This is a genomic window from Synechocystis sp. FACHB-908 (assembly GCF_014698595.1).
Classification (GTDB): domain Bacteria; phylum Cyanobacteriota; class Cyanobacteriia; order Cyanobacteriales; family Microcystaceae; genus Synechocystis.
This window is the reverse complement of the sequence record NZ_JACJTH010000011.1, coordinates 144,450-158,075: the sequence shown is the minus strand read 5'-3', so window position 1 is coordinate 158,075 and position 13,626 is coordinate 144,450. Positions and strand designations below refer to the sequence as shown.

At 47.1% G+C, this 13,626-nt stretch carries 11 protein-coding genes; all 11 read left to right on the top strand.

Going from position 1 to position 13,626, the window contains the following annotated elements:
- Positions 1-57 precede the first annotated feature (57 nt).
- Positions 58-1,443, top strand: a complete 1,386-nt coding sequence (locus tag H6G46_RS03805; protein ID WP_010873673.1) for an MATE family efflux transporter — start codon at positions 58-60, stop codon at positions 1,441-1,443.
- 301 nt (positions 1,444-1,744) lie between these two features.
- Positions 1,745-4,957, top strand: a complete 3,213-nt coding sequence (locus H6G46_RS03800; protein WP_010873674.1) for a glycoside hydrolase family 9 protein — start codon at positions 1,745-1,747, stop codon at positions 4,955-4,957.
- Positions 4,958-5,315: 358 nt separating this feature from the next.
- Positions 5,316-6,824 carry a ferredoxin--nitrite reductase gene (locus H6G46_RS03795; protein ID WP_010873675.1) on the top strand — a complete coding sequence of 503 codons (1,509 nt, stop codon included), beginning with the start codon at positions 5,316-5,318 and terminating at the stop codon, positions 6,822-6,824.
- Between the two features lie 223 nt (positions 6,825-7,047).
- Positions 7,048-7,497, top strand: coding sequence for a cyanase (cynS, locus tag H6G46_RS03790; protein WP_010873676.1), 450 nt, complete (start codon positions 7,048-7,050; stop codon positions 7,495-7,497).
- A gap of 15 nt (positions 7,498-7,512) precedes the next feature.
- Positions 7,513-8,685 carry a molybdopterin molybdotransferase MoeA gene (locus H6G46_RS03785; protein ID WP_010873677.1) on the top strand — a complete coding sequence of 391 codons (1,173 nt, stop codon included), beginning with the start codon at positions 7,513-7,515 and terminating at the stop codon, positions 8,683-8,685.
- Positions 8,661-9,644 carry a GTP 3',8-cyclase MoaA gene (gene moaA, locus H6G46_RS03780; RefSeq protein ID WP_010873678.1) on the top strand — a complete coding sequence of 328 codons (984 nt, stop codon included), beginning with the start codon at positions 8,661-8,663 and terminating at the stop codon, positions 9,642-9,644. Before H6G46_RS03785 ends, moaA begins: the two co-directional genes overlap by 25 nt.
- On the top strand, positions 9,645-10,688 hold the full coding sequence (moaC, locus tag H6G46_RS03775) for a cyclic pyranopterin monophosphate synthase MoaC (protein ID WP_010873679.1): 1,044 nt from the start codon (positions 9,645-9,647) through the stop codon (positions 10,686-10,688).
- Complete coding sequence (gene moaD / locus H6G46_RS03770) at positions 10,672-10,917, top strand: molybdopterin converting factor subunit 1 (RefSeq protein WP_010873680.1); 246 nt, start codon at positions 10,672-10,674, stop codon at positions 10,915-10,917. The genes moaC and moaD overlap by 17 nt, the downstream gene beginning before the upstream one ends.
- Positions 10,918-10,922: 5 nt before the next feature.
- On the top strand, positions 10,923-11,360 hold the full coding sequence (locus tag H6G46_RS03765) for a molybdenum cofactor biosynthesis protein MoaE (RefSeq protein ID WP_010873681.1): 438 nt from the start codon (positions 10,923-10,925) through the stop codon (positions 11,358-11,360).
- A gap of 154 nt (positions 11,361-11,514) precedes the next feature.
- Positions 11,515-11,799 carry a DUF4090 family protein gene (locus tag H6G46_RS03760; protein WP_010873682.1) on the top strand — a complete coding sequence of 95 codons (285 nt, stop codon included), beginning with the start codon at positions 11,515-11,517 and terminating at the stop codon, positions 11,797-11,799.
- 158 nt (positions 11,800-11,957) lie between these two features.
- Positions 11,958-13,487, top strand: coding sequence for a YifB family Mg chelatase-like AAA ATPase (locus H6G46_RS03755; RefSeq protein ID WP_010873683.1), 1,530 nt, complete (start codon positions 11,958-11,960; stop codon positions 13,485-13,487).
- Positions 13,488-13,626 lie beyond the last annotated feature (139 nt).

The window sequence follows — 13,626 nt, the reverse complement described above, 5'->3', positions numbered from 1 at the left end:
TAGAGAAAATTTGTTTTTTCATATTTAATAACTATTTTAGTTCTTTGGGTCAATGCTATGACAGATATTTCAATGCGATTTGGCATGCAAGCAGAGGCCCGTGAATTTCTTAAATTAGCAGTGCCCCTGGCCGGTGCTCAAATGGCTCAGGCGGCAACGGGATTTGTCGATACGGTCATGATGGGTTGGCTGGGGCAGGATGTGCTGGCGGCGGGGGGATTAGCCACTATGATCTTTATGGCATTTATGATGACTGGGGTGGGATTAATCTCCGGGGTCAGCCCCCTAGTGGCAGAGGCCTATGGCGCTGGCCAAACCCGGCGCATTGGGCAATTAACTCGTCAGGGTTTATGGATTGTCCTACTGCTATCAATTCCGGGAATGTTGTTCATAACCCACCTCAACGGGGTGATGCATTGGTCTGGCCAGGCTGACACAACCATCATTCTTTCAGATTCCTATTTGAATGTGATGGCCTGGGGTTTATTTCCGGCGATCGCCTTTGCTACGCTCCGGGGCTGTATTATTGCCCTTTCCCAAGCGCGGCCGATAATGCTGATTGTGATCGCAGCAACTTTGTTTAATATTCTTGGCAACTATGGGTTGGGATTTGGCAAATGGGGGTTTCCTGCCCTAGGAATTACCGGCTTAGCCATTGCTAGTATCAGTGCCCATTGGATTATGTTTCTGTCCTTGCTGGTTTATATGCTTTGGCACAAACCCCTCCATCAATATTCATTGTTCGACTCTCTCCATCATTTGAAGCCAAGAATTCTGCAACAGTTACTTTGGGTCGGAGGTCCCATCGGTATCGCCGCCGTTTTGGAGTATGGATTATATCTAACCGCTAGCTTTTTTATGGGGGCATTGGGAACACCGATTTTAGCGGCCCATCAAGTGGTGTCCCAAACTGTGCTTGTTCTGTTTATGGTTCCTCTGGCCATGTCCTACGCGGCCACCGTTCGGGTCGGGCAATGGTTTGGTCAACAGCATTGGCCACAAATTCGACAGGCGGCCTTGGTGAGTATTGGTTTGGCTGTATTATTCATGCTGACCGCTGGCATCGCTTTATTGGCCTATCCCCAGCAAATTATCGGACTATATCTTGACCTTAATGACCCTGCCAATGGGGAGGCTTTAAATGTCGGTATTTCCATTATGAAGATTGCTGCTTTTGGACTGGTATTGGACGGGTTACAAAGAACAGCCAACGGTGTCTTACAAGGACTACAAGATACCCGCATTCCCATGGTGCTTGGCACGATCGCCTATTGGGGCATTGGTTTAACCGCAAGCTATTTACTGGGATTTTATACCCCTCTATCGGGGGCAGGGGTTTGGATCGGAACATACATTGGCCTAGCGGCGGCCTCTATTGCCTATTTGTGGCGATTCCAGAAGGTTATGGTGCGGAAAAAATCCCTTCCCGTTGCTAGATCTTAATCCATAATTGCCATGTAATTTTGGCATTAAGTTAAAGCTATTGAATGTCTTTTCAGCCAAATATTCAACTTGATCAAACTAATAATTGGGGAGACTAAATGCAACTAATTGTAAATTTTCTCTGGGGAAATATTCCCATTACTGTCTGCCAACAAGGAACAACTTAGGAGTATTTACCTATAGGCGATCGCCAACGAGGGGGGAGGATGGCAATGACCAGTAAAAAACCCTCCACTTGAAGGGTTTAGGTTTCCAGAAATTGTTGCTTAAGTTATAAAAGTTCCCTTTAACGCTCCTCCCTATGAATAGCATCCTTTCCCCCATTACCGTAGCGGTGGGCGGCTCCCTCTGGTGGAATGGCTTCACCGCTGATTTCACCATCACCAACACTTCTACCACTAGCCTCAGCAATTGGACTTACACCTTCGACACTGTCCACAAAATTTCCGGTAATCCCTGGGGCGCAACTTTTACCAGCGTGGATTTGGGCAATGGCATCACCCGCTACACATTAACTGGGGCTGGTTGGGCATCGAGTATTCCCCCCGGTGGTTCCGTCACCATTGGTTTTAATGGTACCCAGGGAACGGCGATCGGTAATAGCGGCTCTTTGACTTCTGCTTTATTATTCACCGACGTTAATGCCAATACTGGGGGGACTGGGGGAGAACATCAGCATCCAGATCCTATTCCTCCCACGGATCCAGTCGTAGATCCCACTCCTAACCCCGGCACTGGTAGAGTATTTGCTGCCAATCCTGCGGCCGCCGATATTGTCGGTTTCAATCCCGCTGTGGATAGGTTGGATTTTGGCGATGTGTCGGTGCATAACCTCATCCTTGGTAAAACCAGCACCGGGAAAGTGGCCATCATTAATCCCTGGGCTTGGACTCCTGAGTTTCAGATTATCCGGGGAGTTAGCTTTGATGATTTGACAGCGGCCAATTTTGGCATTGTGCAGAACGAGCATCTGCGGCAGGACATTGGCGGAGTCCTCAGTTGGGAATTAGGTTTAGGGGCAAGAAATAGTAATACGGTTTATGTCCGTTCCCATGAGTATGGGGTGCAGGAACGGATCGAGAATTTTAACCCCGCCACCATGAAGTTGAGCTTTCTCTACTACGGCACTAGGGAAAGATTAACCGTTAGCGATACGCCGGAGGGTTTATTAATTGCCACCCAACCCACGGGACAAACTTTGTTGCTGGTGGGGGTAACCCGCAGTCAACTCATTCCGGCTAATTTGGAATTTCACCATGACCAGGTGGTGGAAGACCGCTTAGAAGATGCCTTTGGGGTCACTGTCGAGCAAGTTACCGTTGTTAGTCGCACTGGTTTAGCCACTCCCCAGGGGCCAGCGGGACAAATTACCGATGGTCATCAGAGCAGGCCCGGTAATGGTTTAACTCCCATTGGTGGTGGGGAATTTAGCGGCGGTGCTGGGGGTCATGGTAGTGGCCATGATCACGGTGACCATGACCATGGCGGCGGTATGGACCACGGTTCTGATCCCGGTGATGGCATGGGGGGAGGCACTACCAATCCTCCGGTCACCGATCCAGTCACGCCCCCACCCACCGATCCTGTTTCTCCCACTAGTCCTTTCACTGTCACGGTGGGAGGTAATCGTTGGTGGAATGGCTTTACGGCGGAGTTGACTGTAACTAACGTTTCGGGAACTAAGCTTAATAGCTGGAGCTTTACCTTTGATACGGTGCATAAAATTTCCGGTAGCCCCTGGGGAGCCACTGTCCAAAGTACAGATTTAGGAGGAGGCATTACCCGTTATGTGGTCACCGGCAGTGAATGGGCCGCTTCCATTGCCCCTGGCAGTTCGGTCAAAGTTGGCTTTAACGGTACCCAAGGAACGGCGATCGCCAACGACGGGGCCTTAACCGCAGATTTACTCTTTCTCGGTGGCGGTATAGTTGGTCAACCCAGCACTGGCTCTGGTGGTAATACTGGAGGAACTCCCACTAATCCCAATCCCCCCACTGACCCCATTAATCCTAACCCCAATCCTGTTGATCCCGTCGATCCCCCGGCGATCGCCAATGGGGACCATAATTACGGCGAAGCGTTGCAAAAATCTTTCCTGTTTTACGAAGCCAACCGTTCTGGAGACTTAGACGAATCCACTAAACGCATTGACTGGCGGGGAGATTCCGGGTTAAGGGATGGCCGGGATGGCATTTATTTTGGTGGACAAAGTAGCGGTAATTTACAAGCAGGTTTAAGCCTGGATTTAACCGGTGGTTATCATGATGCGGGGGACCACGGCAAATTTGGCTTACCCCTTGCTTCCACATTAACCACCCTGGCCTGGGGCGGCGTGGAATTTACGGACGGTTACCAAACCAGTGGCCAAATGGATGATCTCCTTGCAACCATACGGTGGGGGACGGACTATCTACTCAAAGCTCACGTTACCAACGCCAATGGAGAGACAGTATTTTTTGTCGCCCAGGTGGGTAACGCTTCAGCAGATCATTCCCTCTGGAGTGCCCCGGAAAGCCAAACCATTGCCCGGCCAGCCATGGCGGTTACTGCTAATAAACCTGGTTCCGATGTGGCGGCGGGTTCAGCGGCGGCCCTGGCGGCGGCTTCTATTCTGTTCCGAGAAGCGGGGGATTTTGCCTATGCGGATGAATTGTTAGTCAATGCCCAATCTTTATATCGATTTGCGGACACCTACCGGGGTAAATATTCCGACTCTATTCCCGAAGTGCGGAACTATTACAACTCCTGGAGTGGCTATGAAGATGAGTTGGCCTATGGGGCAGCGTGGTTGTCCCGGGCGGTTAATAGTGCAGGGGGGGATGGTTCTGCCTATCTGCAAAAGGCATTGAACATTTACAACAGTGACATTGGGGGATTGAGTCGGGGTTGGACCCACAATTGGGACGATGCCTCCTATGGTGTGGCGGTAATATTAGCCCAAGACACCGGTAATCAAGCGATTAAACAAGATGTGACCCGCTGGCTAGATGCTTGGGTCAATGGCACCGATGGGGTGCAAATCACTGACGGCGGTTTGCGGTTTATTAGCCAATGGGGTTCCCTACGCTACGCGGCCAATACGGCAATGCTGGCAGCGGTCTATTCCGACGGCTTAACCGATCCCACTGGTAAGTATGCCCAGTTAGCCCAGGACACAGTGGACTATATTTTAGGCAGTAATCCCCGCAATGCTAGCTATATGGTGGGTTACGGCAATGATTTTCCCCAACAGCCCCACCATCGGGCAGCTTCGGGAGTGGGCTGGGACGGTTTCCGCAACGGCTTGCCCAATGAGCATATTTTGTTCGGTGCTTTGGTGGGCGGTCCCACTGCGGCCAATGACTTTAGTTATAACGACTCCCGGGATGACTACATCAGCAACGAAGTGGCCATTGATTACAATGCAGGCTTAACGGGAGCATTGGCTTGGTCGGTGGAACAGTTTGGGGGTAATCCCCTCACGGCGGCCCAGTTGAATGCTTTACCTGGTATTTCAGCGCCCCAAGGGATGTAGGAAAACAAGCTCAGAATGCTGCGGGGAGAAGGGCAACTCCCCACCAGCCCCAAATTTTTGCTGGCGATAAATATTTTTCGGTTTAATTGTTCACAAAGCTTTTTGAATTTGAGTTTATAGAAATTTATTGGCTGGTAATGCTTTTTTGCCCCCCTGCAGGACTTCATTGATCCTTGCCTATACCATCAATATCATTGGTCAATAATGATGATGATTGACTAAAACATGTTTAACAAAATTTAACGCATATGCTAAATGCGTAAACTGCATATGCCTTGGCTGAGTGTAATTTACGTTACAAATTTTAACGAAACGGGAACCCTATATTGATCTCTACTGTTATCTGGCTTGAAGCGTTGTGGCTAATAAATTTGAGACCGTTAAGGCAACCAAAGATGGTTTGGCTGTCCGGGCTGAGTTGGAACATTTTGCCCAGATTGGTTGGGAAAATATCCCCGAAGAGGACCGGGATCTGCGCTTGAAGTGGTTAGGCATTTTTTTCCGCCCTGTCACCCCCGGCGAGTTTATGCTCCGTTTTCGTATTCCCCACGGCTTGCTCACCAGTCAGCAATTACAGGTCATTGGCGACATTATTAACCGCTACGGCGATCGGGGCAATGGGGACATCACCACCAGGCAAAATTTGCAGGTCCGGGGCATCAAAATTGAAGATATTCCCGATATTTTTAGCAAGCTGGAAAGCTGTGGTCTAACCTCGGTCCAGTCCGGCATGGATAATGTCCGTAACATCACAGGCTCTCCGGTGGCAGGGTTGGAAAAAGATGAATTGATTGATACCAGAGACCTGGTGCAAGGGGTACAGGACATGATCACCAATGGTGGTCGGGGCAATCCGGAATTCACCAACTTGCCCAGGAAGTTTAACATTGCCATCGAAGGAAGCCGGGATAATTCTGTCCACGCAGAAATTAACGACGTGGCTTTTGTCCCAGCCTATCGGGAGGGAATTCTCGGTTTTAACGTAGTGGTGGGGGGCTTTTTCTCTTCCCGTCGTTGTGAAGCCGCTATTCCCCTCGATGCTTGGGTGCAACCGGATCAGCAGGTGGTGGATTTATGCCGTTCTATCTTGGAAATTTACCGTGACCATGGTCTGCGGGCTAACCGTCAAAAGTCCCGCCTAATGTGGCTAATTGATGAATGGGGGGTGGCTAAATTCCGGGAAGAAGTGGCCGCTAAGTTGCCTTTCCCTCTGTTAACAGCGGCTCCTAAGGACGAATTAGATTGGGATAAGCGAGATCATTTAGGGGTTCATCCCCAGAAACAAGCCGGGTTAAATTACGTGGGTCTCCATGTGCCGGTGGGCCGTCTCTATGCCAATGACTTTTTTGAACTCTCCCGTTTAGCAGATACCTATGGAAGTGGGGAAGTGCGGCTGACGGTGGAACAGAATTTAATTTTGGTCAATGTCCCTGACGAAAAACTGGAGGCTTTGTTGGCGGAACCGTTATTAACTAAGTTTCGAGTTGACCCCCACAATCTGCAACGGTCAGTGGTGTCCTGTACGGGGGCGCAGTTTTGCAAGTTTGCCTTGATTGAAACAAAAAATCGAGCTTTGGCCATGGTGGCGGCTTTGGAAAAAGAGTTGACGGTGCCTAAGCCCGTGCGGATCCACTGGACTGGATGTCCCAATTCCTGTGGCCAACCCCAGGTGGCGGACATTGGCCTGATGGGAACCAAAGTGCGGAAAGATGGCAAAACAGTGGATGGTGCCGATGTTTATCTGGGGGGAAAAGTGGGTAAGGATGCCCATTTGGGTACCTGTGTCCATAAGAGTATTCCCTGTGATGAACTGCAGCCTTTGTTAGCTCAGATTTTGATTGAACAATTTGGCGCTGTGCGGCGTTGATTTTAGGGTTCTAGTCCTAGTCCGCTTCCCCATCGTTAATGTCCCCAGATTTATCAGCTGTAATACCCTGTGGGAGTTTTCCCGTGGGAATCCCATGGCTTTGAACTCTGCTGGGCGGCAATGGTTCGTGGATAGGTAGGTAACTTACTCACCGAAAAAATAATTCCATTGAACTGAAATTATTGGATCACATTTAATTACAACTAATCACAAGGAGAAACCCATGGCTGGCACTGAAATTTCCGCTATCACGACAAAACTGCTGGAAGCAAAAAAAGCAAAGGGAATCACGTTTGCTGATTTAGAACAATTGCTCGGACGGGATGAAGTCTGGATTGCTGCTGTGATTTATCGACAGGCCAGCGCCTCCGTTGATGAGGCGGAGAAACTTCTTCACTGCCTTGGCTTGAGCGATGATCTTGTGCCCGAACTGACTGCTCCTTCGGTTAAGGGTTTGGGGCCGGTTGTGCCCACAGATCCCCTCATTTATCGCTTTTATGAGATCATGCAGGTCTACGGTATGCCCATGAAGGAAGTAATCCATGAGAAATTTGGGGACGGTATCATGAGTGCCATCGACTTCACCTTAGACATTGAGAAGGAAGCAGACCCTAAAGGCGATCGGGTTAAAGTAACGATGAATGGTAAGTTTTTACCCTACAAGAAATGGTAATGGGGGACCACCGAAATGATTTCCGTTGCCGCCGCCGTTGAAATTATCCAAGCCCATTGGCCCAATTTTGGTGATACTACCATGGATGTTGATGGTAGCTATGGGAGAGTTTTGGCAGAATCCATTGAAGCTGACCGGGATTATCCCCCCGGCGATCGGGTGATGATGGACGGAGTTGCCTTGGCTTGGTCGGAATACCACCAGGGCCGTCGTCATTTCAAGCTTTTAGGGACGGTGGCCGCTGGGACTCCGCAATCTAGTTTGCCAGACCAGACCGGTTGCTTAGAGGTGATGACGGGAGCCCTACTACCCCAGAATTGTGATTTGGTTATTCCTTACGAAGAAGTGGCGATCGCCGATAATCAGGTAAAAATTATTAATCCTCGGCAGAGAGAACCGGGGGAATTTGTTCACCCCAAGGCTAGTGACTGTCGAGCAGGCAAAGTCATTTTAGAATCTTCCTCAAAGTTAAATGGTCCTGCCTGGAATATTATTACTTCCTTTGGAAAAACTAAAGTTAGAGTTAAACAAAAGCCCCGCATCCAAATTATTTCTACTGGGGATGAATTGGTAGAAATTACTCAAAAGCCAAAAATTCATCAATTACGTCGCTCTAACATTTATGGGCTCCAAGTATCTTTGCAAAGCCGAGGGTTTCAAAACGTAAATTTGACCCACTTAGCTGATGATAAAGAAGTAATTATTCGCCATTATCAAAAGGCTAAACTGGAATATAGAGTTTTGATTTATTCCGGTGGTATTTCTAAAGGAAAATTTGATTATTTACCAGAAGTCTGGTCCCAATTGGGGGTAACTAAATATATCCATGGTGTGGCTCAAAAGCCTGGTAAACCAATGTATTTTGGTATTGATCATCGGAGTAAAACTGTTATTATTGGTCTGCCAGGGAATCCAATTTCTAGCCTTGTTTGTCTACATCGCTATTTTTTGGATAGTGCTCCAATCTACGCTCAGTTAACTACGGATTTTACTTTTAAAAAAGATTTAACCTATTTCTTGCCTGTTAAACTAAGTCACACACCCCAAGCGGTGATTAAAGCTGAGCCACTGCCAGTCAAAAACTCCGGGGAATTTATTGCCCTAGCTGGCAGTGATGGCTTTTTGGAATTACCCCAACACCAAGCATCTTTTCAGGCTGGAGAATGTTTTCCTTTCTATGCCTGGTAGAATTAGCATTGCCCATGTCTAAGACCTTAGTTGATAGTTATGGCCGTCGCATTCGTAAATTGAGGGTTTCCCTCACGGATCAGTGTAATTTGCGTTGCCATTATTGTATGCCAGTAGATGCAATATTTCTTGAGCAATCAAGCTATTTATCTTGTCAGGAATATGGGGAAATTATTGGAGAGTTAATTGCGTTGGGCTTGGAAGAAGTCCGTTTAACGGGGGGAGAACCTTTATTAAGAAGGAATTTTACTGAAATTGTCCGAGCCATCGGTCAATTAAAACTTAAAAAGATTGGTTTAACCACTAATGGTATTGTTCTAGATCGACATTTAGATACCCTGGGGGAGAATAATGTTCTGGATTTAAACGTTAGTCTCGATAGTTTAAACGCCAAAACTTTTTCAGAAATCACCCATCGCAATTGCCTTAATACAATTCTTCGTAATCTTGAATTAGCTTCTCGTCAGGGATTTAAAATCAAACTTAACACTGTAGTAATGAGGGAAATTAATGACCGTGAAATTTTTGATCTTATTGAATATGCTAAGCGATGGGAAATGGAAATTAGATTTTTGGAAATTATGCGTATTGGATATGCCTGTCGACACCAAGAAAAAACGTTTATTTCTGCCCAAGAGTTACTGGCAAAAATCCAGCAAAAATATAGCCTAAAACCGATCCAATCTGCCTTAGATGCTACGGCATTTCGTTACAGCACTAGTTGTGGAGGCATAATCGGTTTTATTGCCTCCGAATCCCAGCCATTTTGCGGTCATTGTTCCCGTTGGCGGTTATCGGTAGATGGCACTCTAAGGGCTTGTTTACTTAAAAATGAAGGGATCAATATTCGTAACTTTTCATCCTTGGAACGCCAACATGTTTATCAGCAATTATTGGGGATGAAGCCCTATTTGCGTCCCCCTGAAGTTAGCCACGCTATGCATCAAATTGGAGGATAAATGTTTACCCATCTTGACGAAAATCAACAGCCCCGTATGGTGGACATTAGTCAAAAAGTAGCTGGCGATCGCCGGGCGGTGGCCCAGTGCATAGTGCAGTTACCCAAAGCTATCAAAGATTACTTAACAGGACAGGAAATTTTTCTCAAGAAAGGGCCGGTTATTCAAACAGCGATTATCGCCGGTACTATGGCGGTGAAAAAAACAGCGGATCTGATTCCCTTTTGCCACACTTTGCCAATCCATGGGTGTAAATTTGATATTAATATTGTTTATCAAAAGCGAGATTATTTAGAAATATTTTTACAATGTGCTGTTAACACTAATTACAAAACTGGCGTGGAAATGGAAGCCCTTTGCGGGGTTTCAGTGGCAGCATTGACTATTTACGATATGTGTAAATCTATCAGCTCAGAAATTATCATCAAAAATACTAAATTAATCGAAAAAACTGGTGGTAAAGCTGATGTTAGCCAAACGCCCCTTTACGGTTTAGTGTTGACCGGGGGAAAAAGTAGACGCATGGGGAAAGATAAAGCTTTAATTAATTATCAAGGGCAACCCCATGGGCAATATATTTATGATTTGTTGGCAAAATATTGCGAGCAAGTTTTCTTGTCTGCCCGTCCTAGTCAGTGGCAAGGAACACCGTTGGAAAATTTACCTACCCTAGTAGATAGGGGAGAAAGTGTGGGGCCGATGTCGGGAATTTTAACGGCTTTGCAGAGCTATCCTGGGGTTAATTGGCTCATTATTGCCTGTGATTTAGCCTATATCAATAGTACAATGGTGGAAAAATTAATTGCCCAGGCTCGCCAAGATTTGGTGGCAACTTGCTACGAAAATGCGGATCAAGGTTTTCCCGAAGCTCTCTGTGGTTTTTATACTCCCCTTGCTCTACAGTTATTTACTAAAGCCCAAAATATTGGTTTACATTGTCCAGTTAAAATTTTACAAATGGCAGATTGTCAGCTGATTAAACCGGATAATTTATTTGATATCGCTAATATTAATAGTCCTGAAGATTATGGCCAAATCAATTAAACTCAGATATTTTGCTTCTCTCCAAGAACAGGCTAAGGTTGCAGAAGAAAGTTTAGTAACAAAGCTAAATACCTACCAAGAACTTTATGATTCCTTGGCTAAACGTCATGGTTTTAATTTATCCTCCTCCCAAGTCAAAGTGGCAGTTAATGATGAATTTACCACCATGGAAAATATAATTTTAGACCAGTCCACAATTGTTTTTATCCCCCCCGTTGCTGGGGGTTAATTTCCATGGCTTTAGCTTTATTTGACATTAGTGATCAACCAATCAATACCCAACCTTTAATTTCAGCTTTACAGTGTGACCAAGCTGGAGCCCTAGTAACTTTTGCTGGTTGGGTGAGAAACCACAATGACGGTAAACAAGTCGACTCTTTGGAATACCAAGTCTATCGGGAGTTAGCCATCAACGAGGGTTTTAAAATTATTGCTGAAGCTAAAGAAAAATATGATCTCCACCAGGCGATCGCCGTCCATCGTAGTGGCCATTTAAAAATTGGTGAAACTGCAGTATGGGTGGGGACTGTGGCTAGCCATCGCCAAGCTGCTTTTCAAGGTACTCAGTATGTTATTGACCAAATTAAACTGAGATTACCCATTTGGAAAAAGGAACATTACTTCGATTATCCGGCCACATGGGTTTATTGTTGCCATCATCATGGTAGTTAGATTACTAACCATCTGGCTAAATGGAGATTAATAACACTAATTAATGGCACTAATTTGATTTAATAACGATAATTATCCGGTGGGAATTGGTAATTTTAGTGACCCTTTTTCGCTAGGATAATTAAAGTAAAATAACTCGAGGGTAATATTGATCATGGCTAATACAACTAAAGGAGCCGATGCCATTGACCAGGCGATCGCCGCTGGCATTGATTTTGATGGCAGTGCCATTCCCGAAGCCAAGCTGGAACTCTATCATCAGGTGATGGGCTTGGAAGCAGGTCGGCAACGCAGTGGGGTCAGTAATACCATGCGCTCCCGCATTGTCCGCATTGGAGCCAAACATATTGTCCAGGCAGAACTAGACCAAAAATTAATTGACGCTGGCTTTGCACCCCTCAAGGATAAAGAAATTGCTTTTTTCTATGGCGCTAAGTAGGCTACTTTGCGTCTGAGCAGAGTAGCTATCTTGCCTCTTGGCTAACTAAGCCCACAGTCCATTGTCACCCTGCAGAGTTTGGGACCTTTAGTGAAAATTTTCCCATGTTATCTTGATAGGTAAAATCAGGCTAGGTGAACTGAGTTTGTGGGTCGACTATGTTAGCAAGGGTTTGGAGTGCTTCCCTGTTGGGCATTGATGCCATTAAGGTCGGGGTAGAAGTAGACGTTTCCGCTGGGCTTCCGGCGATCGCCGTGGTGGGGCTACCAGATACGGCAGTGCAGGAATCCAGGGAACGGGTCAAGGCGGCGTTAAAGAATGCGGGCTTTGCTTTCCCCGTGCGGCGCATTGTCATTAATCTCACCCCGGCCGATTTACGTAAAGAAGGCCCCAGCTTTGACTTACCCATTGGCATTGGCATCCTGGCCGCATCGGAGCAGGTGGATGCCCAACTATTGGGAGATTATTTGTTTTTAGGGGAAATGTCCCTGGATGGCAGTTTACGGGCGATCGCCGGTGTTCTTCCCATTGCGGCCACAGCGCAAAAAATGGGCTTAGCAGGCATAGTGGTACCGTCGGGCAACGCCTTGGAAGCCTCCGTGGTGCAGGGCTTAAAAGTCTATGGCTTCGACCACATTAAAGAAGTGGTGGACTTTCTCGGAGCACCGGAAAAATTTACCCCAGTTAATGCCCAGGATGCCAAGCAACAGTGGAACACCTCCCTGCCTTGTTTGGATTTGAAAGATGTGAAAGGGCAATCCCATGGCCGGAGAGCCTTAGAAATTGCCGCCGCCGGAGGCCATAACTTGATTTTTGTCGGCCCACCAGGCAGTGGGAAAACCATGTTGGCTCGCCGTTTGCCTGGTATCTTGCCGCCGCTCCAATTTGAAGAAGCGTTGGAAGTGTCCCAAGTCCATTCTGTGGCAGGGTTACTGAAAGAACGGGGACAATTAATCCGTCAGCGTCCTTTTCGCAGTCCCCACCATTCCGCCTCTGGTCCTTCCCTAGTGGGAGGGGGGAGTTTTCCTCGGCCGGGGGAAATTTCCTTGGCCCATCGGGGGGTTTTGTTTTTAGATGAACTGACAGAATTTAAACGCAATGTGTTGGAATTTTTGCGTCAACCCTTGGAGGACGGGCACGTTACCATTTCCCGCACCAAGCAAACCATCATGTTCCCAGCCCAATTTACCCTGATTGCCAGCACCAATCCCTGTCCCTGTGGTTATTTTGGCGATCCCATTCAAGCCTGTTCCTGTTCTCCTCGCCAGAGGGAAATGTATTGGTCTAAGCTTTCTGGCCCTTTGATGGACCGCATTGATCTACAGGTGGCAGTTAACCGTCTTAAGCCAGAGGAAATGACTAGCCAAGGCCAGGGAGAAAGTTCAGAACCAGTGCGGCAAAGAGTAGCCAAGGCCAGGGCCATGGCGATCGCCAGATTTAGTAAAGATGCAAAAATTAGTTGTAATGCCGAAATGCAGGCAGGGCAATTGCGTCAATTTTGTCACTTGGATGAAAACTGCCGTCAACTGCTGGAAGGAGCGATCAAAAAACTGGGGCTCTCCGCCCGGGCCATGGACCGCATTTTGAAAGTATCCCGCACCATCGCTGACCTAGGGCGATCGGAGCATATCCAAGCATCTCATCTGGCGGAAGCTATTCAATACCGCACCCTAGATAGGTTCACTTAAACAATAAAGCTAGCTTTTTTTGCGTATATCCAAATAATTTACCAATATCTACTTAGTCATCATCAGACTAGCGAGCGCTTTTGAACAATCTTAGGAGATCGAGACATGGATGGCCTGACCCTGACTAAAAAAAGTGGAT